Source organism: Haloarcula terrestris (genome assembly GCF_031624315.1).
GTDB lineage: Archaea > Halobacteriota > Halobacteria > Halobacteriales > Haloarculaceae > Haloarcula > Haloarcula terrestris.
Genome location: NZ_JAMQOM010000004.1, coordinates 511,029 through 537,101, shown reverse-complemented (window position 1 = coordinate 537,101; position 26,073 = coordinate 511,029). Strand labels below are relative to the sequence as shown.

Below are 26,073 nucleotides of genomic sequence, written 5' to 3'. Positions count from 1 at the left end.
CGAGAGAGCGAAGCTCTCTCGAACCACGAAGCAAGGCTCGAAAGACGAGCGACGCGAGTCTTTCGGTGGCGAAAAAGGCCGGAAGCGCCGGCTTCGCCGGCGGATACTCGTCTCCACACATCGTTTCTTTTACCCACCGATATGCGCCCCTATCTTCTCCAGCGCCTCAATGCCGGTCACCTCGCCGGACTGATCGGGGACCGTCCACAGGTCCAGCTCAGGCAGCGATGCCCGAAGCTGTGCAATAGCCTCCTCCTGCACCGCCTGCTTCCCCAGACAGCGCTGACAATCGCCAGCGTCCTCGATAACCTTGTTCACGACCAGCGTCGTCACCGGCACGTCGAACTCGCGGAGCTTCTCAACCAGCCGCTCCGTTTCGCGGACGGCCATCGTCTCCGGAATCGTAACGACCCGAAAAGCCGTCTGGTCGGGGTCCCGCAGGACTGTGCCGACTCGCTCCATGCGCTCGCGCATCGCGGTGAAGTCGTCCGGGCCGTCGTCGCGCCGGCTCGCCATCGGGCCGAACATCATGGTCCGGGCGGTATTGACCTTCCGGCGGACCTGGTCGCGCAGGTCCATCGCCGTCGCCACACCGCGGTCCATCACCGACGGCAGGTCGAGCAGGCGGAGCGTGTGGCCGGTCGGCGCGGTGTCGAACACCACGCGGTCCCAGCGGTCGCTCTCGACGTACGTCGCCATGCCCTCGATAGCCGCCAGTTCGTCGCTGCCGGGCATCACACCGGAGGTAAACAGCTCAGTGATTTCGTCCTCGTCCATCCGGATGCCGGCATCGGAAAACTCCGCCGCCAGCGTCTCGAACAGCGACCGGTAGCGGTCGATGCCGGTCTGTGGGTCGATCTCGACGCCCCACAGGCCTGGCCGAATTTCCGTCGGGTCGCCGCCGACCTCGGTTTCGACGGCATCGGCCAGCGAATGCGCGGGATCGGTCGAAACGACCAGCGTCTCGTGGCCCGCCTCCGCCAGCCGATGACCGGTCGCCGCGGCTACCGTCGTCTTGCCGACGCCGCCCTTACCGCCGTAGAGAAGGAACCGGGTCACACGACTGCCTAGGGACTGACAGGTCTTAGTTGCTCACCAGCACCATTCAGGGTGGAAAAGAGGCGCGGCAAACGGGCCGCCGAACTGCCCTCAGTAGTCGCGTTCGACGAGGTAGTTCGCGATGCCCTCTAGCAAGTAGCGCGACTCGTTGTCCGGCAGGACTTCGAGGTTCTGCTTGCCGCTTGCAATGAGGTCCTGGCCGGTCTGGCGGGCGTATTCGATAGAGCCCACCTCGCGCAGGCGCTCGACGGCCGCGTCGATTTCGGCCTCCGAGACGGCCTCGACGGAGTTCGTGTCGATCAGTTCGCCCACGTCGACGCCTTGCTGGCGAGCGTGCAGTGTCACTAGCGTCTGCTTGTTCTCGACGAGGTCCGAGCCTCGCTGCTTGCCCAGTTTCTCCGAGGGGGTCGTCAGGTCAAGCAGGTCGTCCTGGATCTGGAACGCGCGGCCAACGTCGAGCCCGTAGTTGTACAGGGCGTCGACTGTCTCCGCGTCGGCCCCGAGCAGCGTGGCCGGGATCGAGGCGGCCGCGCCGTACAGCACGGCCGTCTTGAGTTCGACCATCTCCAGGTACTCCTCGGGCGTGACGACATCGCGTTGCTCGAACTCGATGTCAAGCGACTGGCCCTCGCAGATGCGGGTACACGTCGTGGCGAGTCGCTTGTTCGCGTCGACGGTCCGCTCGGGGGCCGCACCCGTATCGAGCAGGAACTCGAACGCTTTCGAGTACAGCGTATCGCCGGCCAGAATCGCCGTCGAGAGGTCGTACTCCTTGTGGACGGCGGGCACCCCGCGACGGAGCGCGTCGTCGTCCATGATGTCGTCGTGGATGAGCGTGAACGTCTGGATGACCTCGATGGCGAGGGCGGCCGACATCACGTCGGCCCGCCCGCCGTCGAGGGTCGGGAACTCGCGGTAGTCTGCCGTCAGCGAGTCGACATCCAGCAACGACTCCGCGACCAGCAGCAGGACTGTCGGGCGGAGCCGCTTCCCGCCAGCGTCCAGCAAGTAGCGCGACGCCTCGTAGAGGTGGTCCGGCTTCTTGACCGGAAGGTCCTCGGGAAGGGCGTCGTTGACCCGGTCCCGTCGGGCGACAATCGCGTCTTCGACCTGCTGATGGCGTTCGGACATCGATTTACTCTGTGAGCTGGATCATGTTGCCGTTGCGGGTGATGTGGAGGTCCCGTCCGGCTTTGTAGCCCATGTCTTCCGCGAGGTCGACGTACGGTGCGAACCCTTCCAGGCTCTGGTGGGCCGGGATGACGTTCTGGGGCTGGAGCGCGTCGAGCATCTCGTAGTGGCCCTCACTGCGGAGGTGGCCCGACACGTGGATGTCGTCGTAGATGCGCGCGCCCTGCATGCCCAGCAGTTTCTCGGACTGGTAGCGCTGGCCCTCGTTGGTCGGCTCCGGGATGACCCGGGCCGAGAACAGGACCTTGTCGCCGTCGTCTAGCTCGTAGGGCGTCTCGCCGCGACCCATCCGGGTGAGCATCGCGCGGGGCTCGCCCTGGTGGCCGGTGACGATGGGGAAGAAGTTCTCCTTGCCCTCGTTCATGATTCGCTTGAACGTTCGGTCGACGGATTTCCGGTGGCCGTACATGCCCAGGTCTTCCGGGAAGTCGACGAAGTCGAGCCGTTCAGCCGTGCCGGAGTACTTCTCCATCGAGCGGCCCAGCAGCACCGGCTGGCGGCCGATGTCGTCGGCGAACTCGACGAGGCTCTTGACGCGAGCGATGTGTGAGGAGAACGTCGTGGCGACGATGCCGCCGTCGTAGTCCTCGATACTCGTCATGACATCTTTGAGGTGGGTTCGAGCGACGTTCTCGGAGGGCGTGCGGCCCTTCCGCCCGGCGTTCGTACAGTCCTCGATGTAACAGAGGACACCCTCGCCCTCGCGGCCGATCTCGCGGAACCGCTTCATGTCGATGGGATCGCCGATGACCGGCGTGTGGTCCATCCGCTTGTCCAGCCCGTAGACGACAGCGCCTTCCGGCGTGTGGAGGACGGGGTTGATGGCGTCGATGATGGAGTGGGTAACGTTGACGAACTCCAGTTCGTTGCGCTCGCCGATGGACATCGTCTCGCCGGCTTCCATCTTGACGAGGTCGTTCTGGACCCCGAACTTCTCCTCGCTCTTGATCTGCTGTTTGACGAGTTCGATGGTGAACGGCGACGCGACGATGGGGGCGTCGTAGCGGTGGGCGAGCTTGGAGATTGCGCCGATGTGGTCGAGGTGACCGTGTGTCGGCACGATGGCCTTCACGTCGCCTTCCAAGTCGGACATGACCCGGTCGTCCGGGATGGCACCCATGTCGATGAGGTCCAGCGAGTGCATCCGTTCGGTCTCGACGTTGTCGTGAATCAGTACCTTCGAGAGGTTCAGGCCCATGTCGAAGATGACGACGTCGTCCCCTGCACGGACGGCCGTCATCTGTCGGCCTACAGCCTCGTAACCGCCAATTGTCGCGATTTCGACTTCCATGGTTGTAGCTCCGAGTGGAAAGCCGGCCGCGGGTCTGCGGTGGGGCACGGCAACGACGGTATCTGCAATGTTAGCGACTTCGTCCGCGTCGGCGCTCCAGGCCAGTCGGGTACGCCCGTAGCCTGTGCAACCGCAGTGGGAGGGACTTCCGTCCCGCAACTTACATCCGCCGTCTGCCGGCCGCCAGTACCGCAGTCCGCGGGCGGCCGTGCGCTCGGTTACTCCGGACTACAACGGCGCTTCTTAAAACGGTGTGGGTTTGTCGCTACTCGTCGTCTAAGGCGTCGGAAAGCGGATCGTCGTCGCTGGCCACGTCGAAGCCGGTGATGCCGTCCTCCGCGAGCGTCGAGTCCTCGTCGGCGTCCGCGGATTCGTCCGTGTCCGCAGGTGCGTCCGGATCCGGTGGCCCTCTCTCTGCCTGTCCGCCTTCACCGACCTGGTCACCGGTCCGCTCATCGTCAGCGCCCCCGAACAGGTCATCAGTCGTCCGCGGACCGCTCGATGTGTCAGAGTCCCCGGACTCATCGAACAGTCGCGTGTCCTCTGTCACGGCGTCACGCTGGCCTGTGTCATCAGCCACTGTGTTGTCGCCCCCCGCTGTCCCGGTAGCGTCACTGGCCTCGTTCTCCCAGTCGTCCGTCTCCGACGATTCGTCGGCTCCCCAGTCGTCAGCGGCCACCGGGTCCTCGCCCTGGGTGTCGAACTCCGCGGGGTCCGGCGGGGTCCATTCCTGGGGCTCCGTACTGGGCTCCGGCTCCTCAGCAGGGTCCTGTTCGAGCAGATCGCGGTCCGACTGCTCGTCAGGTTCGGATCGAGACGCTGGCGCTTCCGAATCAGCCGGGGGTTCCGACAGGGGCGAATCGCCGGTGGGAGCCTCGGCCGCCGTCTCCGGTGCTGGGTCAGCAACGGTCTCTGCCGGCTGGTCGTCTTGTGCCGCTGCGGGTGACGGCATCGCGTCGTCGTCTGTCGCCGGAGGCACTGTCTCGTCAGCCACAGGTGCCGGTGACGTGTCTTCCTCTACCGCCGGCGCATCGTCCGCTATCGGATCATCCGGCAGCGGGTCGTCGGTCGCGGCCGTCGCCGACGCGTCAGCCGGTTCGGTCGGCGAAGCGTCGGACACGTCCGTCGGTGCTTCTTCGTTAGATTCTGTTTCGGGCTGTGTCGCCGCGCGTATCTCCGACTCATCTGCGAGACCAGCGTCCGGGTCGGCGTCAGCGACCGGTTCCGATGCCTCGGATTCGACCGTCGGCGGCTCGACGGTTTCCGGGTCGTGGGCAGGATCCGTCTCCTGGGACACCTGCGGATCGGGATCGGCTGGCTCCGGAGCCGGTTCGTCGGACACCGCTGACTCGGGGTCTGCTTCCTCGGCCCCAGCGTCTGACTCGGCGTCGGGCACAGCACTGCCGGCGGCTGCTCCAGTTGCCGCCTGGTCAGTCGCCGAGGACTCGTCGGTAGCCTCACTGCTCGCATCAGGCTGGGCCGTCTGTGCCGCGAGTGCGCCCGCCATCGTCGCGTCGGCGACGAGTTTGTGGACTAGCCCGAACAGGCCGGAGAGCAACAGGAACCCGCCTATCACGCCGACAGCGATGCCGAGTATCGCGCGATAGCCCGCGTTCCCTTGAAGCGAGCTGAGTGTGCCGTTCTGTATCAGAACATATCCGACAGCGATGAGGCTGCCACCGACGCCGGCGACAACGAGCAATGTCCCGAAAAACTTCGTTCCGTATCGATAAACGTCGGTCAGACCTACTGCAGACATAGTCGCATAATTGATAACAGAGGACAAATATGTTACGACGGTTGACGAAGTGATATTTAGTTTACCTATCTGAATCCGGTGACTGACGAAATCGAGTTATCGGCCATTTTGAGTGCGTTACGGCACGGTTAGCGATCTTCAGGAAGCAAGCAGGTCCGTCAGTCCCCGCCATCACCGGCGATAGTCGTCCCGGGACTCTCACCAGCGAGAAACGCGGGGAGTGCGTCGGGGCCGAACACGACTGCTGGGGCCGAAAGCGCGAGGAGCGCACGGACCTTGCCAGCCATCCCGCCCGACACGTCCGTCGCGTCGCTCCCGCCCAGCGCCGCTGCCACCGCCTCGAACGATTCGATGCTGTCGACGACAGCGCCGTCCTCGTCGAGGACGCCCGACACGGTCGAACAGACGCCGACGCGGTCCGCGTCGACGGCGGGCGCGAGTTCGACGACCAGTTCGTCGCCGCTGAGAACCGTCGCGCCCGCGCCAGCGTGTGCGACGAGGTCGCCGTGAAGGACCGGGACGAACCCCTCCTCCAGCAACGTTGTGACCTGCCCCGTCGGCAAAGAGAGATCGCCGTCGGCATCGCGCGTGGCCGCCGAGAACGGATGGACCGGGACGGCCGGGACCCCCTGTTCTGTGAGCGCATCGACGACGGCGTCGTTGAGCCGGCACATCGCGCCGTGGATTGCCTGCACGCCGGCAACATCGTGGGTCCCGGCGGTCGTGCTGACACCGTACTCGGCGGCGTGATGGTGGCCGAAACTCCCGCCGCCGTGGACGAGCACGATGTCGTCACCGACCGCCGACTCGGCGATGGCCGACACCGCCGCCGACAGCGCAGCCCGGTCGACCGTCTCTGGCTCGTCTTTCTCCGTGATGACACTGCCTCCGAGTTTGAGGACGACCGTCATTCCTGCCGGACCCCGTCAGTGTCCAGTTCGGCCCGGAAGACGTTCTCACACCCCGGCGTGTACTTCAGCGCTGTGAGGGCGTCGTCCGTCTCGTCCAGCGCGACGATACAGCCGCCGCCGCCGGCCCCGGTGAGTTTCGCGCCGTGGGCGTCGGCGTCGCGGGCCGCCCACACCATCGAATCCAGCGACCGCGAGGAGACGCCAAGCGCCGAGAGCAGCCCGTGGTTGAAGTTCATTAACTCCCCCAGCGTCTCGTAGTCGTCCGTCCCAAGCACCGCCTCACCCTCACGGACGATGTCTCCGATTGCCTCGACAGTGTCGGCGGCGAAGTCGTACTCCTCGCGGAGGTCCCTGACGCCGGCGACCAGCGCCCCGGTGTCGCCGGCCCCGCCGTCGTAGCCGATGACAAAGGGAAGGGTGTCGATACCCTCCAGCCGTCGGCAGTCGTTGCCCTCCACGCGGACTGCCCCGCCCATCGCCGAGCAGAACGTGTCCGCGCGGGAGGCCTGCCCGTCCTGGACCTCGTGTTCGACCCGATAGGCGCGGTCGGCGATCTCGCTCGCCGACAGTTCGACGCCGAGTTCCCTGGTCGCCGCGTCGATGGCCGCGACGACAAGCGCGGCAGAGGAGCCCAGTCCCGCCCCGAGCGGGATGTCGCCCTCGACAGAGATCTCGAAGCCCGCTTCCGGCGCGTCGGCCGCGTCGCGGGCCTGTGCCACCGCCTCGTTGACGTACCCCATGCCGGCTTCGACGAGTGATTCGGCGACATCCACGTCCGGGTGGCTCTCCCCATCACCGGAGTACTCGACGGTGAAGCCGTCGAGTTGCAAGTCGTTCGCGTGAATGCGTAATCCTTCGTCGATCTCGGTTGCCGTCACGCGGACCCGCCGCTCGATAGCGCAGGGGACCGCCGGCTCGCCGTAGACGACCGCGTGCTCCCCGAACAGGTACACCTTCCCGGGAGCGCTCGACGTGACCATACCCGCCCGTGTGCACCCAGGGCGTTAGGCGTTTTCGGAGTTGCAGGACGCTCGGGGCGGGCGGCTACGGAGCGTCAGCATCGACACCGGTGATCTCGAACCGCGCGCCGCCCTCGCTGCCCTCGGTTACCCGGACAGTCCAGCCGTGTGCTTCAGCGACCTGGTCGACGATATGTAATCCGAATCCGGTTCCCTGCGTGCTCGTCGAGTAACCGGCATCGAACACCGTCTCGCGGTCGTCCTCTGGGATGCCGGGCCCGTCATCCTCGACGTAGAACCCACTGTCGTGTTCCCCCACGGTGACGGTCACCTCGTCGCCGCCGTGCTCGACCGCGTCGTCGGACCCTGTCCGACTGCCCGTGGAACCATGTTCCACACTGTTCCGAATGAGGTTCTCGAACAGTTGTCGGAGCCGGCTCTCGTCGGCGACGACGGCGAGATCGGTGTCGACGACGAGCGTCGCCGCTTCCGTCTCGACGTTTTGCCAGCAGTTCCGGACGAAGTCGGCGAGGTCGACCGCGGTCGCCTCGGACGGCGACATGCCATCCCGTGCGAGCTCCAGCAGGTCCTCGATCAGCGTGTCCATCCGCTGGTGTGCCTGTTCGATGTCGTCGAGGTGGTCGCTGTCACACTCCTCGCGGACGAGCGCCAATCGGCCCTGGGCCACTGTCAGCGGGTTCCGAAGGTCGTGGCTGACGACGCTTGCGAACTCCTCTAACCGCTCGTTTTGTTCTTTGAGTTGCTGCTCGCGCTGTTTGCGCTCGGTAATATCGCGGTTGTTCGTGACGATGCCCTCGATCGCGTCGTGGTCGAACTGGTTCGTTCCGTGGACTTCGAGCCAGCGCCACTCGCCGGAAGCCGTTCGAAACCGACATTCGACTGTGACAGTCTCGTCCGGGTTTGACAAGAGGTTATTGAACGTCTCGAAGAGGCTGTCAACGTCGTCCGGGTGGATGTAATCGAACCCGTTCTGTCCAGTCAACTCCCCGGGTTCGTACCCGAGAATCCGCGACACGGACGGGCTCTCGTACTTGATAACCCCCTGGTCGTCGAGCACCGTGATGATGTCGGTCGACTCCTGTAAGTACGCCTCGTACTGTTTCAGTTCGCGCTGTCGCTCCTTGCGCTCGGTGATGTCACGCTCGGAGACGAGCAGCGAGACGACCTCCCCGTCGTCGTTTGTGACCGGTCTGAACACGCCCTCGACCGTGTAGGGGTCGCCGTCCGGACGGACGAGATCGGCTTCGAAGGAGACGTACTCGCCGCCTGCGGCACGGTCGATCCACTCTCGGACGGACTGCTGTACGTCCGGCGAGTTGTCGAACCACGGCGTCTCCCAGAAGGGCACTCCCCGTACGTCGTTGGGCGAGGCATCAACGTACTCCATCGCCGTCTCGTTGATGTCGAGCACCGTCCCGTCGGTCGCAAGCAGCCCAGTGAGGAGCTGTGGGTCGTTGAAAACCGCCTGATACCGGCGCTCTATTTGGTGGAGTTCACGCTCGCGCTCTTTCCGGTCGGTAATGTGACGCGCCACTCCGACGACGCCCTCTATCGACCCGTCTACCTTCAGCGGGGTCAGCCGGTAATCCATGATCGTGTGGCCCTGGTCCGGAAAATCCGTTGCCGTCACCCCGCGGAACTCCGCTCGTTCCCCGTTGAGTAGTTCCTGGAAGGGGTCGGTGTCGCCGTCGGCTTCAGAGCGGATGTGTGGGATGAGGCGGCTTCGCTTCCCGATCAGTTCGTCCCGGCTCATGCCGTACCACTCCACGAGCGCATCGTTGACGATTTTGAACCGCTCGTCCGTGTCGTAGATACAGGCGGTCTCCCGCATCGAGTTCACCATCCGCTCGTAGCTCCGCAGTTCGCGGTTCTGTTCGCTGAGTGCCTGCTGTGACCGCCGGTGTTCGACGGCGTTCGTAATGCGGTTCGCCAGCACGGCGTACTGGTCGGGCCCGCCTCCTTTTTGTAGGTAGTCAGTTACGCCCGCTGAGATCGCCTCGCTTGCGACCTCTTCTGACCCCTTGCCGGTGTAGAGTATGAACGGGAGGTCGGGGTACTCCTGGCGAACGGCTTCGAGGAACTGGAGGCCGTTCCGGTCGGGCATGTCGTAGTCCGAGACGACACAATCGACGTTACGGTCGGCCAGCGCATTCTCGGCGTCGGCAACGTCAGTCATCGTCTGTACCTCGAACCTGTCGTTTTCGCGTTCGAGAAACGCCTCGACGAGTTCACCGATCGCCGGGTCATCATCGACATGCAGTACGCGGATTCGGTCAGCCGCTTCGTGGACCTCGGTGAGTGTCATCCGCCGCCCTCCTCTGGGTCCGCAATTCCAGCACAGCCAGTGTCGTCACCGCCACTGCCCGTCTCGGCAACGTTGGCTGGGGAACGCACGTCACGCGCGTCGTTGCCGCCGTGTCTGGCGGACCTCGTGAGAACGGTGTCGGTTGCAAGTACGTAGCTCGAACGTGTCGGTGCCATGATAATCACGTGAACGGAAAGCGGGTGTTGGCCGGTCCGTAGCGACTGGAATCGGGGAAACTCGGGTGTCGCGCCGGCCGGCCACAGGACCGCCTTCGATCCTCCTTACAATCACAGAGTGGGTAATCCACAAAACGATTGTGGCACTCTCACCGGGTACGCCGCGGAATCCGGCATCGCTGAGAGCGCGGGCAGAATCTACCGTTCCAGCACGCGCATCGACATTTCTTGTCTAGGATGGGCTGTCAGCGACGGCAGCAGTTCCAGTGGCGTCTCCCCCTGGAACTCCAGCCGGTACTGGCTTGCCGTCGTGGCAGTGATGAGTTGCGCTTCCAGCATGGCGAGGTGCTTCCCGATGCAGTGGCGCGGCCCCCCACCGAACGGGAAGTAGGCGAAACGCGGGCGCTCGTTGGCTCGCTCGGGCTTCCAGCGCTCCGGGTCGAATGCCTCGGGGTCGTCGTAGAACCGCTCGGAGCGGTGGACGCCCCACTGGGGGACCATCAGCGTCGTCCCCGAGTCCACATCGTAGCCCGAGAGCGTCACGTCCGCAGTCGGTTCCCGGAAGATGGTGTACACCGGCGGATAGAGTCGCATCGCCTCTTGAACCACCCATTCGAGGTACTCCAGCTCGCGGACGTGTTCCATTCCCGGTCGGTCGTCACCGATGACAGCGTCTAGTTCCTCGTGGACCCGCTGTTCGGCCTCGGGGTGTTCCGACAGTAGGAACCAGGTGTAGGTGAGCGTTAGCGCGGTCGTGTCATGGCCGGCAAGCAGCATCGTCATCATCTCGTCGCGCAGTTGCTCGGGCGACTGGTTCCCCTCGTCGCGGGCACGCAGGAGTACCGACAGGAAGTCCATCGGGCCGTCATCGTCCATCCCGACCGAATCCTCGCGGACCGCAATGATGTCGTCCAGAACCTCGTCCAGCGTCCGCACGGCGCGGTTGAACTCCGCGTCGTCGGGCATCGGCATCCACTGAGGCATGGCGAACCGGATGGGGTCCGGCTCGAAGCGCTGGCCAAGCGGCAACAGTTGCTCCTCGATGGTCTGGACTCGCTGCTCGGAGAGTTCGACGCCCATCATCAGGTCCAAGATCACGTCCAGCGTGACCCGCGTCATCGACTGCTCGGCGTCGATGACATCGCCGTGGGACCAGTCGGCGATCCGGTCCTCGGCGTGGCCGGTAATCCGGTCGGCCATCCCCGACAGCCGTGCCATCGAGAATGCGGGGTTCGCAAGCTTTCGCTGTTGCTCCCAGATCTCGCCCTCGCTCAGCAACAGCCCGTCGCCCAGCAGGTCCCCCAGCGCGTCGCCCTGGAAATCCGGTTTGCGGAACTGATCGGCTTCCGAGACGAGAACGCGCTCGATCGCCGTCGGATCACACAGCATGACCGTGTCCATCGGTCCCATATCGAAGCGGGCGACGTTCCCGTAGGCCTGCTCCAGCGCCGAGATGAACCGGAACGGGTCCCGCGCGTACGTGCGGCTGCTGCCGAACAGCGGTTCGCCCTTCGGTCCGGGCGGCGTCTTTGACATTACTAGTGGTTAGGGCCGGACACGTTTGAACCACATGCCAAATCACCGGAATATGGATTCTGTCGAGCGGATTCAGAGCCAGCGGCTGGCGTCCAGATTCCAGTCGGTGTGGCCGACGACCCAGACACCGCCGAGGCCACCGAGCGCGCTCAGGCCGACGGTGTACAGCAGAAAGAAGGCGAAGACCAGCGCCAGGAACAGGTCGTACCCCGGCGCTCCGGGCGGAATTCCGAACCCGAGCAGGCCGGCGATATACAGCGCCGGCATGAAAAGGGCAAGCAGCGGCACCATCGCACAGACACCGGCCAGCGTCCCCAGCCAGAGCCCCGTCCGGTAGCCACCGCCGTGGTTCGCGGCGGCCACGGCACCGCCGGCCACCGACGAGAACGGAATAAACGACAGGGCAACCGTGACGAGCGCCCCGATACCGGCGTTAGTCACCGACTCGCGCATACGCGTTCTCGTAGTGGGTTCCCCGTTGATGTAGGTATCGGCGGTTTCGGGCCGGACGGCTGCCCGCTCAGTCACCGATAGTCGTGTCGTACTTGACGTAGTTGCCCAGCCAGCCCCCGAGCGCGCTCAGGCCGAGGAAGTACGCGGCGGTCATAACCGTTCCGAGGACGAGCACGAGCAGTCCCGCCGCACCGAACAGGCCGAGTGCGTCGGGAACGATCGCCAGAAACGCGGCCAGGAAGACGAACACGACCGCGAAGAAGACCAGCGAGATCGCCAGCCCGATGACGCCCGATAACAGTCCGACGCGAAACCCGTCGTCCCGCTCGCCGCCTTCGAGATAGCCGGCGATACCACCACCGAGGAGCGGCGCGAACGGGACGAACCCACTCAGCAGAGCGGTTGCGACGGCACCGATGACGGCGTTGACGAACGTGTCTCCCTCTCCCATTTGCCGGTGCTACTCCGGGCCTCGTGGTAGGTCTTGTGTTGGCGAACAGTGGCGTCGCCACTTCTGTATCAGCGGGCCGGAAAACGAAACGAAGTAACAGCGACGTTAGATGTCGGACTCGAAGTCGTCGAGTCCGTACGTCGGCTCGGCACCGCGGCGGTCGAGCGTCTCGTTGGCCAGCAGCCAGTAGACGACCGACAGCGCCTTGCGCCCCTTGTTGTTCGTCGGGACGACCAGGTCGACGTTCGACGTGGTGTTGTTGGAGTCACACATCGCGATGACCGGGATACCGACCGTGATGGCTTCCTTGACAGCCTGGGCGTCACCGATGGGGTCAGTGACGACCACGATGTCAGGCTCGATGTAGCCGTCGTAGTCGGGGTTGGTCAGCGTGCCGGGGATGAACCGGCCGGTGCGGACGCGCGCCCCAATGGCTTCGGCGAACTTCTCGGCCGGGAACCGGCCGTACTGGCGCGAGGAGGCGGCCAGAATCTGCTCCGGCTCGTAGTTGGCCAGGAAGTCCGCGGCGGTGCGGATGCGCTCGTCGGTCATCGAAACGTCCAGCACGTAGAGCCCGTCGGTCCGGACGCGGTGGATGAACCGCTCCATGTCCTGGGTCTTCTGCTGGGTCCCGATGTGGACACCGGCGCCGAGGTAGTCCTCGACGGGGATGAGGAGATCAGCTTCCGACTGCTCGTCGGGCATGACATCCTCGTCCAGCTGCGGGCCGGCGGCCTCGTCGGCCTCGGCCGCTTCGTCGGCATCGTCGGTTGGTTCGGCCTCTGTCGCCTCAGCGGCGTCGTCGGCGGGCTGTTCGGCTTCCGTTTCGGTCTCCGCGTCGACCGCTTCGTCGTCCTCGTCGGACGGGTCGAAGTCGGAGTCTGACGCGTCGAGACCTTCTTTTTCGTTGCCGCTCATACTGCGTTGTCCTCGATACGGATTAGTTCATTCAGCTTGGCTGTGCGCTCGCCGCCGACCGCGCCGGTCTTGATGAACGGTGCGTCAGTGGCGACAGCGAGGTGTGCAATCGTCGTGTCTTCGGTCTCGCCGCTACGGTGGGAGACCACGGACTCGTAGCCGTTTGCCGTCGCCAGTTCGATGGCGTCGACAGCGTCGGTGAGCGTCCCGATCTGGTTCGGCTTGATCAGGATGGAGTTGCCGGCGTCGGCGTTGATACCGGCCTGCAGGCGCTCGACGTTCGTGACGAACAGGTCGTCACCGCAGACGAGCGTCTGGTCACCGACCTGTGCGGTCAGGTCCGCGAAGGCCTCGTAATCGTTCTCGTCGAGGGGGTCCTCAACGTAGACGAGGTCGTACTCCTCGACCTTCCCAGCGATGTACTCGATCTGCTCCTGGGTGGACTTGACGCCGTCGTCGTAGACGTAGCCGTCCTCGTCGGCGTCGTAGAGTTCCGCGCCGGCAACGTCGAGGCCGAATGAGATTGCGAAGCCGAAATCGTCGGCCACAGTCTCAACGGCCTCGTCCATGATCTCGAACGCTTCGTCGTCCGAGACGGACGGTGCCCAGGCCCCTTCGTCGCCCTTGCCCGCTGGCAGGTCGCGGTCGGCCAGGATGTCGTGGACCTCCTGGTGGACCGCGGCGTTGGCGAAGACGGCCTCCTCGACGCTTGGCGCGCCGACGGGGGCCGCGAGGAACTCCTGGATGTTGGTCGCGTCCGCGGCGTGTTCGCCGCCGCCGATGATGTTACCCAGCGGCGTCGGGTACTCGTTGCCCCGGAAGGTGCCGCCCAGGTGCTGGTACAGCGGTGCGCCCAGCACGTCAGCGCCGGCCTTCGCGGCGGCCATCGAAATGGCGACCGCGCTGTTGGCGCCGATACCGGAAAAGTCGTCGGTGCCGTCGGCGGCGTGGAGCGCTGCGTCGACATCGCGCTGGTTCCCGGCGTGGACCTCACCGATGAGCCGCGGGAGCGCTTCCTCGCGGGCGTTGGCGATGGCCTCGTTGGCGGGGAGTTCGATCGCCTCGTACTCGCCCGTGCTCGCACCGCTCGGTGCCTTGCCACGGCCGAAGCCCCCACTCTCGGTGAGCACGTCGGCTTCGACAGTCGCGTTGCCACGCGAGTCGAGAACGCGGCGGAGTCGTACGTCAGTGATGCGCGTCATCGTTAGTCACTCCTGTTGACCGTAAACGGTAGGACGCCAGCGTCGTACTCCTCGGCTGCGATGAGGATCGGCTGGGTGTGTTCCGTCTCGATGAGCACAGGCGCACCGTGGGCCAGCTGCAGCGCTCGTGCGCCGAGTTTGCGGGCCTTCTCGTAGCGGCTTTCCTGTGCGTTCATTGGTAGGGTGAGACGATGTCGACGAGGTCTTTGTGCGAGACGAGCATCCGGCGACAGCAGTGCCGCTCGACGCCGAGTTCGTCGAGGACCTTCTCCGGGTCCTCGGGCTCCTCGGCCTCGCGGGTGCGTGCCTTGAACTCCTCCCAGTGCTCGCCGACGACGTTACCGCACGTGAAACACCGGACCGGTACCATCATACCTGAATCACCTTAGCGGTACGATTTCTGGTAGCGGGCCCGCGCACCGGGGCCGCCCCACTTCTTGGGTTCGGACTGGCGAACGTCGTTGACCAGCAGCGAGCGGTCGAACTCCATGAACGCGTCGCGGAGTTCGGCGTCGTTGGTGTGGTCGACGAGCCCACGAGCGATGGCGGTTCGGGCGGCGTCTGCCTGCCCCATGACGCCGCCACCTTCAACGGACACTTCGACATCAACCTCGCCGCGGAGGTCGTCCTCAGCGATGCGGAACGGTTCCAGCATCTTGAGCTGCGCCAGCTCGGGGTCGACGAGTTCGACCGGCTGCGAGTCGATACGCACGCGGCCCTCGCCCTCGCGAACGGTCGCGCGGGCGACGGCGGTCTTCTTCTTACCAGACGTGTTCGTTACCATGTCTTGTTCGCTCCAAGTGTTTCGCTGACCTCGCCCAGCGTGACGAACTTGATGTTCGACAGTCGGTCAAGCGACGTGCCGTCTAGGACCTCGCCGTCCTCGTCGTACGGGTTGCCGAGGTAGACACGGACGTTCTCGAACGCCTCGCGGCCACGCTGCTTCTTGTGGGGCAGCATGCCACGGATGGTGCGCTTGAAGATGCCGTCCGGTCGCTTGGGGTAGAAGTACCCGTTGTCGTTACCGATGTCGACACGTTTCTTGTACTTCTCCGTGATCTGCTCCTCTCGGCCGGTGATCACGGCGCGTTCGGCGTTGACGACAGCGATGGTCTCGCCGTCGAGTGCCTGTTCGGCGACCTGTGATGCGACGCGGCCCATGATACAGTCGCGGGCGTCAACGATGACATCCGCGTCGAACTCTGCGACGCTCATCGGATCACCCGGACGTGGGAGCCTTCTGGGTTGTTTTCGATTGCCTGTTCGAGTGATACAGCCTCTCCAACCTGGTCGATCTTCGTCTCGGCGGTTCCGGAGAAGTCGACGGCGGCGACGGTGACATCCTTCTGCAGGACACCGGAGCCAAGCACCTTGCCGGGCACAACGACGGTTTCGTCTTCCTGGGCGTATCGTTCGATACGGCCGAGGTTGACTTCCGCGTGTGTGCGCCGTGGCTTTTCTAAGCGCTCGGCGACGTCGCCCCAGACAGCACCGCCCGAACTGCGGGCGGCTGACTTCAGGTCGGCGATGAGACTACTGAGTCTCGGGTTCGTCTTGCTCATTTGATTCCTCCGTTGTAGGAAAAGTGCAGGGAGCAGGATTTGAACCTGCGGACCCCTACGGGACAGCGCCCTGAACGCTGCGCCGTTGGCCAAACTTGGCTATCCCTGCGCGCGATTGTTCGTTTTGCGTGCCCCGTAAAACCCCTTTCGGTCCTCGCGCTCGGGGAGCGGGCGGTCATCGGCGCCGTGGAGTTGTGTCGGGACATTGTGTCGTTACAGTTGGACTGCGTCTTTCAGTTCGGTCGCGCGGTCACGCAGCGTCTCGACCGCACGCAGGACCAGTTCCTCAGCGGTGAACGACCCATCCGTCTCGACGTGGAACACAAACGCGTTCGGCACGTCCGAGACCTCGACATCCTTGCCGGGGTAGCGGTTCCGGAGGTCGTTGTCGAACTCGTCTGTCGCGACGAGGTCGCCGTTGGTGGCGTCGCCGGCGGCGTGTTCGGCCGCCTGCTCTTCGATGACGCCACGCAGGATGTTCGGGTCGTCGTCCTCGAACTCGCCGAGGTCGCCGACGACCTCCACCTGCTGGAGATGTCGGTAGCCGACGGCCACGCCACCCTGGTGTTTGGCGTGTTCCCGACCGGTGTCGAGAACGGCGTCGGCCTCGACTTCGAGGCGCTGGCCGTCCTTGAGGTCGATAACGGGGATGTTGTCGTCGGCCGCCTCGACCATCGGGTCCGAGGAGACGAGGTCACTGGAGTAGGCCGTGCTCGGCCCGTCGACGGACAGCGACAGCGTCACCTCGTCGCCGATCTCGAAGTCGTCGAGGTCGGTCGTCAGCGGGACCAGTCCCAGTCGGAGACCGATCTGCTCGTTGAACATCACGCTGGTGTTCTCGATGACGCGGACAGTGTCGATACTGAACGTCGGCACGTCCGCGACCATCGCTCGCCGGATACCGTTGGCAAACGCCGGCGTGATGCCACGCACGAGGATGCGGGCCTCGCGCTCACCGCGTTCGACGAACTCAACCTCGTAGTCCTGTGTCATTGGTTAGAATCCGGAGTTCTTGGGTGCACGAGTGCCGTCGTGCGGGGTCGGCGTGACATCCTCGATACGGCCGATCTCCAGACCGGCTCGGGCGAGTGCGCGGATCGTCGCCTGCGCACCCGGACCGGGCGAGGTCTGGAGGTTGCCACCGGGACCGCGGACCCGAACGTCGACGCCTTCGACACCGCGGTCGAGGGCTTTCTCCGCAACGACCTCGGCCATCTGCATCGCCGCGTACGGCGACGCTTCGTCGCGGTTCTGCTTGACGACCGTTCCGCCGGAGCTCTTTGCGAGCGTCTCCGCGCCGGTCTGGTCGGTGATGGTGATGATCGTGTTGTTGAACGATGCGTGCACGTGGGCGATGCCCCAGATGTCTTCGGTTTCTTCGCTCATTCTTGGGCCTCCGCGCGCTCAGGATGGAGTTCGTCCGACAGCGAGCTGTGCTCGTCGAAGCCGACCGAGCTCTCGACGGCGGTTTCGACCGTCATGCCGGGTCGGGTGACGCGAGCGTCGTCCAGCACGATGTGTCCGTGGACGATGAACTGGCGGGCCTGCTCGGGCGTGTTCGCGTAGCCCTTGCGGTAGACGACCGTCTGCAGGCGACGCTCCAGCACGTCGGTCACGTCCAGCGACAGCACGTCGTCGAGCTGGTCCTGCTCGTTGAGGATGCCGTAGCGCTTGAGCCGAGCGAGGAACTCCGCAGCCTCGGTCTCGTGTTCGCCGGCGCTGCCCAGCAGCTTCCGGGCCTCGCGGCGGTAGCCACGCAGCTCGGACTGTGCGCGCCAGAGCTCCTCTTTGTTCTTCAGGCCGTAGCGACCGATGAGGTTGGCCTCGTCGGCAATGCGTTCGCCCTGGAAGGGATGATTCGGCGTCTCGTAGAACTTCGTGTTTGAGCCAAGCGCCATTATTCGTCATCCTCCGCAGCGGCTTCCTCAGCCTGCTCTTCTTTGATCGCCTCGACGTTGACGCCGATGGTCCCCTCCGTCCGGCCGGTGGACTTGGTGCGCTGTCCACGGACCTTCTGGCCGCGCTTGTGGCGGACACCGCGGTAGGAGTCGATCATCTTCATGCGGTTGATGTCCTGCCGGCGGGTGAGCTGGAGGTCGTTGCCGGTCTCGTGGGTGGTCTCACCGGTGAAGTAGTCCTTCTGGTGGTTGGCCATCCACTCGGGCACCTCGTCGGCGAAGTTCTCGACGTGATCGACGACGCGCTCGATGACATCGTCGTCGAGCTTGCCGAAGACCGCGCGCCGGTCGACATCCGCCTTCTGGGCGATAATTCGGGCGGCCCGGTGGCCGATACCGTTCAGTTCTGTCAGTGCTCGCTCGACGGATTTCGTCCCGTCGAGGTCTGTCTGTCCGATGCGGACGAAATAGCGGATGTCCTCCTCTTCCTCGGCATCCGCGTCCTCGCCCGCGTTGGGGTCTTCTGCACTCATATGTAGGTACTGATGGGTGAGCGTCGTGGCTGGGATTCGAACCCAGGAGGCTGTACGCCACAGAGTTAGCAACCCTGCGCCTTGGGCCAGGCTTGGCTACCACGACACACGTTCTATGACACTCGCGCCCGCAGCACGCGGACTCGGGGGCCGGTCCCCCTACACGAGTCTATCCGATTCTATTCCGGGGTTGTATTTAAACGCAACGAAGGGGGCCGGCCGCGTGAATCCGAGACATGCCCACTGAGGGACACTGACACGCATCCGGCTCTCTCCCGACCCAACGTATTCCATGGAGATCGACGTGTGTCCGTACATGGGACGACCCGTCACTGACGGCGGCAGTAGTGTGGATCCGACTGACAGCCCGGCGGTCCGTGACCACCTCGAACGGTTCGCGGGACCGGCCGCAGTTACGGAGGCAGACGACGGGACGCTTCGGGCCGAGTTCAGTGGCCGGACCTACGTCGCGGTAGCACCCGAGGGTACAATCGACACCGGCATGCCACTACACTCGTTCACCGGGACGCCGGACCGACTGGTGTTCGACCACGACAGCGGTGAGCTACGTGCCGAACTGGACGGTGAGAGCGTCTACGTGTTCCGCCGTCCGTGACCAGTCGGTTCCATGCGCACGCGAGAAACCTGGATACTTCGCTGCTGTTGAGCCACGGATCGCCGCTCACCCGCGTTCGCGGGGTCACAATCCTTATCGCACCTCCGGGACCTACCCCTGTGCATGAATACAGACGACGTACGCGAGCGCCTGCGAACGGTCGAGGACCCGGACCTTGGAGACGACATCGTCTCACTGGGGCTGGTCAACAGTATCGACGTGACCGACGACGAGGTCAGTATCGACCTAGCGCTCGGTGCGCCGTACTCGCCGACGGAGACGCGCATGGCGAACGAGGTCCGCGAGGTGTTCGACGACCTAGAGCGCGAGACAGCGCTCTCCGCGAGCGTCGACCGCGGTGTCCCGGAGGCCGAGGACCCGCTGCCGAAGGTCAAGAACGTCATCGCGGTCGCCTCGGGTAAGGGCGGCGTCGGCAAGTCCACCGTTGCAGTCAATCTCGCTGCCGGCCTCTCCCGGCTCGGCGCGCGCGTTGGACTGTTCGACGCCGACGTGTACGGCCCGAACGTCCCGCGGATGCTCGACGCCGACGAACAACCGCGCGCGACCGAGGACGAGGAGATCATCCCCGTCGAGAAACACGGGATGAAGCTGATGAGTATGGACTTCCTCGTCGGCAAGGACGACCCAGTCATCTTCCGCGGCCCGATGGTCGACAACGTCCTCACGCAGCTGTGGGACGACGTGCTCTGGGGCGAACTCGACTACATGGTCGTGGACCTACCGCCGGGGACCGGCGACACGCAGTTGACGATGCTCCAGCAGGTACCCGTCTCCGGGGCCGTCATCGTCACCACGCCTGAGGAAGTCGCCCTCGATGACGCCCGCAAGGGACTCCGGATGTTCGGCCGCCACGAAACGCCCGTTCTGGGTATCGTCGAGAACATGTCGTCGTTCGTCTGTCCGGACTGTGGCGGGACACACGACATCTTCGGCAGCGGCGGCGGCCGCGAGTTCGCCGACGAGACGGAGATGCCGTTCCTCGGCGAGATTCCGCTCGACCCCGAAGTCAGGGAAGGCGGTGCCACCGGCGAACCGCTCGTCCTCGACGAGGACAGCGACGTGGGCGAGTCGTTCCGCGACATCGCCGCCCGCACCGCCAACATGCAGGGTATCATCCACCGGAAACGACAGAGCGACAGTCAGGCCGCCCAGCCCGAGCAGTAGCGGACCAGCGGCTGGAGGGAGCACTGCTCAGTCGCCGCAGGAGACAGAGAGAAAGAACCGAATTACGCTTCGACGGGGTTGTTCATCTTCCGGGTGACGTAGCCGGCGATACGGTTGCGGACACCCTTGGACTCGATGTTGGTCAGTTCCTCGACGACATCCTTGTTGTGTTCGAAGTCGGCACCGAAGGCGTCGGGGTACCGCTCCATGAGGAGCGTCCCGGTCTTCTTGACGTAGGCGGGTTTGATTGCCATGCGCGCTACTTGCTTGGTCGTACTCAAAAAGGGTTCGGAACAGACCACGCACGCGAACGTTTATCAGGAGGGACAGGACGACCAGGGACCGTGCGCTGACCGTCGCTGTGGCAGGAACCGCGGGAGTGCGACACGACCTGTCACCGACTGCGGTGTGTCGCCTGTTCGCCCCACTTCCGTGTCGAGTGGCTACCACTCGGCATCAATGAGTTCGCGAACGCGATCAAAGGCCGCTCGCTCGCGCTCGCTACCGGCCGTCTCGACCACGGACTCGAAGTACGCGAGCCGGCCGAGCATCGTTTCCCGGTCGTAGCTCGGTACGTCCAGCCGCGAGGCCGCGACAGTCGCCTCGACGACGGCGGCGTGGCCGCGGTTCGTCGTCGGGACGACGCGTCGCTCAACAGCGCTATCCACCGGATGGAGCGCCCACTCCACCCACTGGGTGTCTCCCTCCGAGCCGGAGCTACGCCGTTCGACATCGACCTCTACCCACGCGTCCGCACTGTCCAAGATGGGGTCGTCCTCCTCCCGAACCGACAGCGCCGCCTCGGCGAAGTCCACCGGGTCGCGCGTGAACTGGACGTAGCCGCCGCCACGCTCCCGGAAGTTCCGCCAGGTCCGGGTCCGGCCCCACGTCGTCGCCGTGGCTGGTTCGCGGCTGTCGGGCGCGTGGACCCCGAGGGCGGCGACGTTCCAGCGCTCATTTGGACCCAGTGTGGTGACGACCGTTTCGGTAACGCCGGCGAGCGCAACGGGCCACTCCGCTCCGGAGTCAGCAGCGTCTGACCCACTATTGCCGGACGAATCCGTGGTCACACTTCGAGCCCCCGTTCTAACGCGACGAACAGCCCGCCCACGACTAGGTCGGCGGTCGTTCCCGGGTTGATGTCCCGTTCGACGAACTCTGCTGCGAGCGCCGTCGCATCCTCCTCACCGTCGAGAACGGCCTGTGCACGTCGCTGGACCTCCTCGGCGGTTTCGCGGTTCTGGCGCGTGACAACGAACGTGTCCGGCTCGTCTGCAAGAAGCGCAATGAACACGTCAGAGGCGCGGTCGGCGACGGGTCCCGATCCATCCAGCAACATCTCGCTGGCCTCGAACACGCGCTCGAAGCCGGACACCCATTCGGCTGCCACGCCGTCGACATCGGCGCTGGACTCCATCACGTCGAACAGCGTCAGCCCGCGCGACCGGAGCTCCGGAATCGCGTCGCTCCCGCGACGAACATCGAGCGGTTCCAGCCCGTCCGGCGGGTCGTCGACAGCCACGTCGACGTGCTCGAAGGACCGATAGAACGCCGCCGCGTCGTCGACGGTCGTCTCACGGACCACGGCATCCACACCAGATGGCGACAGCCGCCCATCACTCGCTGCAGCCGCCAGCGGCGTGAGTATCAGCAAGGCCCCGAACTGGGTGTTCCCGGCTGATTGGCCAGCCATCCCCTCGACGGCTGTCTCGAACGCAGGACCGAGAGGGTCACCAGCGGCCGCGCGATCCAGCCCCGGACGTGCGCCCACAGCGCCGGCCATGAAATGCTCGAACCGGAGGTCGTCGTGCTCCCGCTCGCGGTCGACGTTGCCCGGTTTCGGCGTGCCGGAGACCTCAAGCAACAGCGCAAGCTGAGCGTTCTGTGCAACCGACCGCTCGCTCACGGAGACACCCCCTGTGGGAACCACGCCGCCGTCGCTTCACGGACAGCGCGGAGCGTCTCGGGGTCGTCGCTCGCGCGGCCAATGCTGACCGCGTCCGCGCCGTATTCGAGGTACTCCTGTGCTGTCTCTGTGCCTCGAACGCCGTTGTTGGCGACGACGAACAGGTCGGTGGCGTCGGCCACGTCGCCGATGACTGGTTCCGAGTCCATGGCATCGATGTGGAACATGTCACCGCCAGCGTCCTCAATGGCCTGGGCGACGGCCGGGAGCGAGACATCGTCGAGTTCAGCGCGGCCCTTCACCGAGACGGTCGCCCCTGTCGACGCTGCGGCCGCCACGAACTCGGCCAGCCGATCCGGTTCCCGGAGCAGTGACTCGCCAGCACCGGCGGCGCACATCTCGTCCTGCCGGCAGTGGGCGTTGATCTCGATGACAGCTCCGTGACGCTGACAGACGGCAGCGGCACGCTCAACAGGAGCGAGCGTCGCGCTTCGGACATTGAATGCCGGGCGCAGCGGTGCGTCCGCAAGCGCAGCCAACTGCTCGTCGATGAACGCGATTGGGTCATTAGGCAGGAACTCGGAGCGGTCGCGGTCCACCATCGCTCGGGCGGCCTCGCGGGTCCGAGCATCGAGTGCGATGCCGCCGAGGAACGCACACCCGACGTGAGATTCGACCGCGCGGGCCCACGACGCGTCGGCCTCGCCACTCAGACTCGCGAGAGCGACTCGCGGCTCGAACATCAGGCCACCTCCGAGAGGGCGGTTTCGACGGCGCGAGCCACCCGTTCGGCGTCAGCTTCGTCGTCGATGGTGGTGTCGGTTCGGACGACCGGCACGTCAAGCGGCGTCGAATCCGCCTTGTCGAGGACAAACGCGTCGGCGAAGGGGTAGGCTTCGCTAACGCCGGCGGTGCTTGGCTCCAGCCCCACGCCGGCCATCAGGTCCGCCGCCGGCCCCGAAAACACGGTGTCCTCGATGAACGGCGAAACGGCAACGACGAGTGTTTCGTGGAGCGCCTGCTCGATCTCGTCGATAGCGAGCAGTGGCCCAATCGAAGTGACGGGATTCGATGGGCCGATGACGACCGGGTCATCGAGCGCCGTGAGGACGGCGTCGGTCGCAGTGGCTCTTTCTGCGCCCCGGAACGCCACGTCCTCGACCGGCGGCTCGCCGTTCCGCCCGACCCACCACTCCTGGAAGTGCATCGGGCCGCTCGGCGTGTGGATGATAGTTGCCACGGGGTCGTCGCTCATCGGGAGCAGCGTCCGGTCCAGCCCGAACGCGTCGGCGAGTGTGCGCGTCACCTCAGTCAATGATCGGCCCTCGTCGAGCAGCGAGGTCCGCGTGACGTGGACCGCGCGGTCCCGGTCGCCGATATGCATGAACTCCGCGACGCCGGAGAAACGCCGCCAGCGAGCGAGATCACGCCCCTTCGTCTGTGCATCGTCGGGCAGGTATCGCGGCCCCCCGTCCAATCCCGCGGCGTCAGCGAGACGCGTCAGTTCGGTGTGTGTCTCGGCGGTGTCGTCAGCGATGCCCCACCACGTCTCACGGTCAAGGACGCCACCGTCCAGAAACAGGACAGTGTCCAGATCCGGACAGACGAGGTGGCCCCCGAGCTCGATATCGTCGCCGGTGTTGGCGACAACTGTCGTCGCCGCCGGCGAAAACACGTCGTCGGCACCGGCGAGAAGCTTCGGCGTGCCCGTCCCGCCGGCGAGAAACGTCACCATGTCTCGACGTAGGGGGAACTGACAGTATAAACGTGGCCACTGCTACCGGTCGGAACTGGAGACCAGATGTCGGCCCCGCATCCGGAGAATCACAGCTGAGAACTGGGTGGGTAGAGTGAAGGGAGTCCGTGGGATATCGGTGACAACGGGTGCTATGCCCATCGTGAATCCACACCGCTTCGCGCCTGCAACCTCCAATGAGGAGTACGTCTATGGCTCCTGTGCGCCGGGCTGGCATACAGCCGCCACACACCAAGACGCTATCGACGATTGGATCACACACATGCAGGCACACGACATCGAGCGGATCTGCTGTCTGCTTCCCGGCCGACAGCTCGACGACGCTGGGGCCAACATCCAGCGCTACCGGGAGGCCTTCGGCGCGTCGTCAGTCCGCCACGTACCGGTCCCCGACCACCAACTCATCCCCAAAGACCGCCTCCACGACGATATTCTGCCGTTCCTGGTCGACGCCCGCGACGCACAGGAACGGGTCCTCGTTCACTGCCTGGCCGGCATCGGCCGCACCGGGCAGGCACTCGCCGCGTGGCTGGTGTATCATTACGACTACGGCCCAGACCGCGCCATCGAGACTGTCCAAGAGATGGGACGTGACCCCGAGGAGGCCGTCAAATCGGGGAACGCGACCGAGGACGAACTGTCTGAGCTGCTGTCATCCGTCGCGCGCTTGTAGGTCGTTCTGGGCGGTCAGTCCGTCCGAGGAAGGAGACGAGCGCCGACGACGAAGCCGACGACGGCACAGACTGTGAGCACGGCGAGCGGGCCGAGCGCATCACCGCTCCCCGTCGTCGCGGCACGGACACCCCGCGAGAAGTATGTCAGCGGCGAAAGCCAGGTCGGCAGCCACGCGGGCAGGAGATCCTGTGGGACGAACGTCTCCGAGAGAAAGAGCAGCGGGAGCGCCAGTCCGTTGCTCGCCGCGATGACGCCGTCCTGTGAGTCCGCAAGGCTGCCAAGCATCGCACCGACGGCACAGAACAGCGCGACACCGAGGCCGACGAACGGAAGGAGAAGGACGGAAGGGCGGATGGTCGCCCCCGTCAGCCAGACCATTAGGCCCAGTATGAGGAGGCCGGCGATACCGATAATGACGACGTTGACGAGCGTCTGTGCCAGCAGCCACTCGGTCCGAGTCAGCGGCGTCGTCGCCAGTTTCTCGAATCGGTTCCCGTCCCGGTGGCGGGCCACCTCGCTGCCGACACGCGAGAGCGGCGTGAACAGGACGACGACGGCTAGATACCCCGGCGCGTAGAAGCTCGGTGGCTCCGTGAACAGTCCGCCGCCGCCCGGTTGGGTCTGGACCAGCACGCCGAAGATGACGACGATAATGACCGGGAAGAAGAACGTGAAGAAGACGGCGGTCCGTCGCCGAAGGAAGGCGAGCGATGCCGCACGCGTCTCCGATGTGAGCCGGCCAAGTCGGCTCATTGGACACCACCCGCGACCGGCTCTGTCCGCCGTGGTTCGCCGCGCTTTCCGACGGCCGTCCCGGTGAGTTCGAGGTACACGTCCTCCAAATCCGGCTGTTTCCAGGTGAGGCTGTCATACTCGATACCCGCCGCACCCAGTTCCTCGGTGATACTGCCGATAGACTCCGGGCGAATACCGTAGAAAACCAGCCGGCCGTTCCGTAGCGCCGTCTCTGCCGGGTAATCAATGGCCGAGACGGCGGCCTCATCGAAGGTCCCATCGACGATCAGTTGACTATCGCCGCCGTGGTCGGCCACGAGCCGGTCCGGCGAATCCAGTGCGATGAGTGTCCCATCAGCGAGGAGACCGACGCGGTCGGCAAGGCGCTGGGCTTCCTCCATGTAGTGCGTCGTGACGAGTATCGTTACGCCGCGGTCGGCAAGCCCCTCCAGCAACCGCCAGAGGTCACGCCGGCCGGCCGGGTCGATGCCGGTCGTCGGCTCGTCCAACACCAGCAGGTCCGGGTCGTTGATGAGCGCCGTGGCGACACAGGTCCGGCGCTGTTGCCCGCCCGAGAGGTTCTCGTAGGTCGTTTCGGCAGTGTCAGCCAGACCGACATCATCGAGGACGCCCTCGACAGCACGGGTGTCGTCGTACAGGCCGGCGTAGTATTCCAGTAGCTCCCGCGCCGTCAGTCGCTCGTGGGGGTCGAACGACTGGGGCAGCAAGCCGATCCTATCACGGGCGACCGCCGTTGGTGACTGGCCGAACAGTCGAACCTCGCCGGTGGCGTCCGTCGTTCCAGTCAGCGCCCGCACGAGTGTGGTCTTGCCGGCACCATTGGGACCGACTAGCGCGAGTACTTCGCCGGCGGTCGCCGTCAGTGAAACGCCGTCGAGCGCGACCGTGTCGCCGTAGTGTCGCCCGACATCCGACGCGACCAGTACCTCATCCATGCGCCCTCGTCCGGTCGGG

General features: G+C 65.2%; 32 protein-coding genes and 2 tRNA genes. 3 read left to right on the top strand and 31 right to left on the bottom strand.

The genetic code is table 11. The features are described 5' to 3' along the window. Positions 1 to 129: 129 nt before the first annotated feature. From NDI54_RS13030 to NDI54_RS12915, 24 genes are all read right to left on the bottom strand, one after another. Positions 130 to 1,059, bottom strand: a complete 930-nt coding sequence (locus NDI54_RS13030; RefSeq protein ID WP_310896863.1) for an ArsA family ATPase — start codon at positions 1,057 to 1,059, stop codon at positions 130 to 132. 90 nt (positions 1,060 to 1,149) lie between these two features. After that, positions 1,150 to 2,190 (bottom strand): geranylfarnesyl diphosphate synthase, encoded by a 1,041-nt coding sequence (gene idsA3 / locus NDI54_RS13025; protein ID WP_310896862.1) that lies wholly within the window; start codon positions 2,188 to 2,190, stop codon positions 1,150 to 1,152. A gap of 4 nt (positions 2,191 to 2,194) precedes the next feature. After that, positions 2,195 to 3,541: a ribonuclease J gene (locus tag NDI54_RS13020; RefSeq protein ID WP_310896861.1), complete on the bottom strand. Its 1,347-nt coding sequence runs from the start codon at positions 3,539 to 3,541 to the stop codon at positions 2,195 to 2,197. A 265-nt stretch (positions 3,542 to 3,806) separates the two neighbouring features. Continuing rightward, complete coding sequence (locus tag NDI54_RS13015) at positions 3,807 to 5,300, bottom strand: hypothetical protein (protein ID WP_310896860.1); 1,494 nt, start codon at positions 5,298 to 5,300, stop codon at positions 3,807 to 3,809. A 158-nt stretch (positions 5,301 to 5,458) separates the two neighbouring features. Continuing rightward, positions 5,459 to 6,211, bottom strand: coding sequence for an isopentenyl phosphate kinase (locus NDI54_RS13010; protein ID WP_310896859.1), 753 nt, complete (start codon positions 6,209 to 6,211; stop codon positions 5,459 to 5,461). Next, positions 6,208 to 7,191 (bottom strand): mevalonate kinase, encoded by a 984-nt coding sequence (gene mvk / locus NDI54_RS13005; RefSeq protein WP_310896858.1) that lies wholly within the window; start codon positions 7,189 to 7,191, stop codon positions 6,208 to 6,210. Before mvk ends, NDI54_RS13010 begins: the two co-directional genes overlap by 4 nt. Before the next feature lie 64 nt (positions 7,192 to 7,255). After that, positions 7,256 to 9,496, bottom strand: a complete 2,241-nt coding sequence (locus tag NDI54_RS13000; protein ID WP_310896857.1) for a PAS domain S-box protein — start codon at positions 9,494 to 9,496, stop codon at positions 7,256 to 7,258. Then, positions 9,493 to 9,672 carry a hypothetical protein gene (locus NDI54_RS12995; RefSeq protein ID WP_310896856.1) on the bottom strand — a complete coding sequence of 60 codons (180 nt, stop codon included), beginning with the start codon at positions 9,670 to 9,672 and terminating at the stop codon, positions 9,493 to 9,495. Before NDI54_RS12995 ends, NDI54_RS13000 begins: the two co-directional genes overlap by 4 nt. A gap of 198 nt (positions 9,673 to 9,870) precedes the next feature. After that, positions 9,871 to 11,208, bottom strand: coding sequence for a cytochrome P450 (locus NDI54_RS12990; RefSeq protein WP_310896855.1), 1,338 nt, complete (start codon positions 11,206 to 11,208; stop codon positions 9,871 to 9,873). Positions 11,209 to 11,280: 72 nt separating this feature from the next. Then, on the bottom strand, positions 11,281 to 11,661 hold the full coding sequence (locus NDI54_RS12985; RefSeq protein WP_310896854.1) for a DUF5518 domain-containing protein: 381 nt from the start codon (positions 11,659 to 11,661) through the stop codon (positions 11,281 to 11,283). A 67-nt stretch (positions 11,662 to 11,728) separates the two neighbouring features. Continuing rightward, positions 11,729 to 12,112, bottom strand: a complete 384-nt coding sequence (locus NDI54_RS12980) for a DUF5518 domain-containing protein (protein ID WP_310896853.1) — start codon at positions 12,110 to 12,112, stop codon at positions 11,729 to 11,731. A gap of 105 nt (positions 12,113 to 12,217) precedes the next feature. Next, positions 12,218 to 13,030: a 30S ribosomal protein S2 gene (gene rpsB, locus NDI54_RS12975; protein WP_310896852.1), complete on the bottom strand. Its 813-nt coding sequence runs from the start codon at positions 13,028 to 13,030 to the stop codon at positions 12,218 to 12,220. Further along, positions 13,027 to 14,232 (bottom strand): phosphopyruvate hydratase, encoded by a 1,206-nt coding sequence (gene eno / locus NDI54_RS12970; protein WP_310896851.1) that lies wholly within the window; start codon positions 14,230 to 14,232, stop codon positions 13,027 to 13,029. Before eno ends, rpsB begins: the two co-directional genes overlap by 4 nt. A 2-nt stretch (positions 14,233 to 14,234) precedes the next feature. Then, positions 14,235 to 14,408: a DNA-directed RNA polymerase subunit K gene (locus NDI54_RS12965; RefSeq protein ID WP_004516796.1), complete on the bottom strand. Its 174-nt coding sequence runs from the start codon at positions 14,406 to 14,408 to the stop codon at positions 14,235 to 14,237. Next, on the bottom strand, positions 14,405 to 14,605 hold the full coding sequence (locus tag NDI54_RS12960) for a DNA-directed RNA polymerase subunit N (RefSeq protein WP_004516797.1): 201 nt from the start codon (positions 14,603 to 14,605) through the stop codon (positions 14,405 to 14,407). Before NDI54_RS12960 ends, NDI54_RS12965 begins: the two co-directional genes overlap by 4 nt. Positions 14,606 to 14,617: 12 nt before the next feature. After that, complete coding sequence (locus NDI54_RS12955; protein ID WP_004516798.1) at positions 14,618 to 15,016, bottom strand: 30S ribosomal protein S9; 399 nt, start codon at positions 15,014 to 15,016, stop codon at positions 14,618 to 14,620. After that, a complete protein-coding gene (locus tag NDI54_RS12950; protein WP_310896850.1) occupies positions 15,010 to 15,447 on the bottom strand; it encodes a 50S ribosomal protein L13 in 438 nt (145 codons plus the stop codon). The genes NDI54_RS12955 and NDI54_RS12950 overlap by 7 nt, the downstream gene beginning before the upstream one ends. Beyond that, positions 15,444 to 15,794, bottom strand: a complete 351-nt coding sequence (locus tag NDI54_RS12945; protein ID WP_004516800.1) for a 50S ribosomal protein L18e — start codon at positions 15,792 to 15,794, stop codon at positions 15,444 to 15,446. The genes NDI54_RS12950 and NDI54_RS12945 overlap by 4 nt, the downstream gene beginning before the upstream one ends. A gap of 24 nt (positions 15,795 to 15,818) precedes the next feature. Continuing rightward, positions 15,819 to 15,903, bottom strand: a tRNA-Leu gene (locus NDI54_RS12940). Between the two features lie 104 nt (positions 15,904 to 16,007). Beyond that, complete coding sequence (locus tag NDI54_RS12935) at positions 16,008 to 16,787, bottom strand: DNA-directed RNA polymerase subunit D (protein WP_310896849.1); 780 nt, start codon at positions 16,785 to 16,787, stop codon at positions 16,008 to 16,010. A 3-nt stretch (positions 16,788 to 16,790) separates the two neighbouring features. Next, positions 16,791 to 17,180 carry a 30S ribosomal protein S11 gene (locus NDI54_RS12930; protein ID WP_004516802.1) on the bottom strand — a complete coding sequence of 130 codons (390 nt, stop codon included), beginning with the start codon at positions 17,178 to 17,180 and terminating at the stop codon, positions 16,791 to 16,793. Further along, entirely contained in the window at positions 17,177 to 17,692 is a 516-nt protein-coding gene (locus NDI54_RS12925) for a 30S ribosomal protein S4 (RefSeq protein ID WP_310896848.1), read from the bottom strand. The genes NDI54_RS12930 and NDI54_RS12925 overlap by 4 nt, the downstream gene beginning before the upstream one ends. Further along, a complete protein-coding gene (locus NDI54_RS12920) occupies positions 17,692 to 18,225 on the bottom strand; it encodes a 30S ribosomal protein S13 (protein ID WP_310896847.1) in 534 nt (177 codons plus the stop codon). Before NDI54_RS12920 ends, NDI54_RS12925 begins: the two co-directional genes overlap by 1 nt. A gap of 21 nt (positions 18,226 to 18,246) precedes the next feature. Next, positions 18,247 to 18,331 (bottom strand) — tRNA-Ser (locus NDI54_RS12915). A 210-nt stretch (positions 18,332 to 18,541) separates the two neighbouring features. Between NDI54_RS12915 and NDI54_RS12910 the strand changes: the two genes are divergently transcribed. Together NDI54_RS12910 and NDI54_RS12905 are read left to right on the top strand one after the other, a co-directional pair. Continuing rightward, on the top strand, positions 18,542 to 18,841 hold the full coding sequence (locus NDI54_RS12910; protein WP_310896846.1) for a hypothetical protein: 300 nt from the start codon (positions 18,542 to 18,544) through the stop codon (positions 18,839 to 18,841). A gap of 123 nt (positions 18,842 to 18,964) precedes the next feature. Next, positions 18,965 to 20,026, top strand: coding sequence for an Mrp/NBP35 family ATP-binding protein (locus NDI54_RS12905; RefSeq protein ID WP_310896845.1), 1,062 nt, complete (start codon positions 18,965 to 18,967; stop codon positions 20,024 to 20,026). Between the two features lie 62 nt (positions 20,027 to 20,088). Here the strand turns inward: NDI54_RS12905 and NDI54_RS12900 are convergent, their stop codons facing one another. The 5 genes from NDI54_RS12900 to cofD form a co-directional block, all read right to left on the bottom strand. Continuing rightward, on the bottom strand, positions 20,089 to 20,280 hold the full coding sequence (locus NDI54_RS12900; protein WP_004516807.1) for a 30S ribosomal protein S17e: 192 nt from the start codon (positions 20,278 to 20,280) through the stop codon (positions 20,089 to 20,091). Between the two features lie 189 nt (positions 20,281 to 20,469). Further along, positions 20,470 to 21,096 carry a DUF447 domain-containing protein gene (locus NDI54_RS12895; RefSeq protein WP_310896844.1) on the bottom strand — a complete coding sequence of 209 codons (627 nt, stop codon included), beginning with the start codon at positions 21,094 to 21,096 and terminating at the stop codon, positions 20,470 to 20,472. After that, positions 21,093 to 21,956: a triphosphoribosyl-dephospho-CoA synthase gene (locus NDI54_RS12890; RefSeq protein WP_310896843.1), complete on the bottom strand. Its 864-nt coding sequence runs from the start codon at positions 21,954 to 21,956 to the stop codon at positions 21,093 to 21,095. The genes NDI54_RS12895 and NDI54_RS12890 overlap by 4 nt, the downstream gene beginning before the upstream one ends. Next, entirely contained in the window at positions 21,929 to 22,675 is a 747-nt protein-coding gene (locus NDI54_RS12885; RefSeq protein ID WP_310896842.1) for a tRNA-dihydrouridine synthase, read from the bottom strand. Before NDI54_RS12885 ends, NDI54_RS12890 begins: the two co-directional genes overlap by 28 nt. Beyond that, positions 22,675 to 23,667 (bottom strand): 2-phospho-L-lactate transferase, encoded by a 993-nt coding sequence (gene cofD, locus NDI54_RS12880; protein ID WP_310896841.1) that lies wholly within the window; start codon positions 23,665 to 23,667, stop codon positions 22,675 to 22,677. Before cofD ends, NDI54_RS12885 begins: the two co-directional genes overlap by 1 nt. 154 nt (positions 23,668 to 23,821) lie before the next feature. Here cofD and NDI54_RS12875 point away from each other — a divergent pair, with 154 nt between their 5' ends. Continuing rightward, on the top strand, positions 23,822 to 24,361 hold the full coding sequence (locus tag NDI54_RS12875; RefSeq protein ID WP_310896883.1) for a protein-tyrosine phosphatase family protein: 540 nt from the start codon (positions 23,822 to 23,824) through the stop codon (positions 24,359 to 24,361). 14 nt (positions 24,362 to 24,375) lie between these two features. Here the strand turns inward: NDI54_RS12875 and NDI54_RS12870 are convergent, their stop codons facing one another. Both NDI54_RS12870 and NDI54_RS12865 read right to left on the bottom strand, forming a co-directional pair. After that, entirely contained in the window at positions 24,376 to 25,116 is a 741-nt protein-coding gene (locus NDI54_RS12870) for an ABC transporter permease (RefSeq protein ID WP_310896840.1), read from the bottom strand. After that, the gene (locus NDI54_RS12865; RefSeq protein ID WP_310896839.1) at positions 25,113 to 26,054 is read right to left on the bottom strand and encodes an ABC transporter ATP-binding protein; all 942 of its coding nucleotides are present in this window, start codon (positions 26,052 to 26,054) and stop codon (positions 25,113 to 25,115) included. Before NDI54_RS12865 ends, NDI54_RS12870 begins: the two co-directional genes overlap by 4 nt. Positions 26,055 to 26,073: the final 19 nt, after the last annotated feature.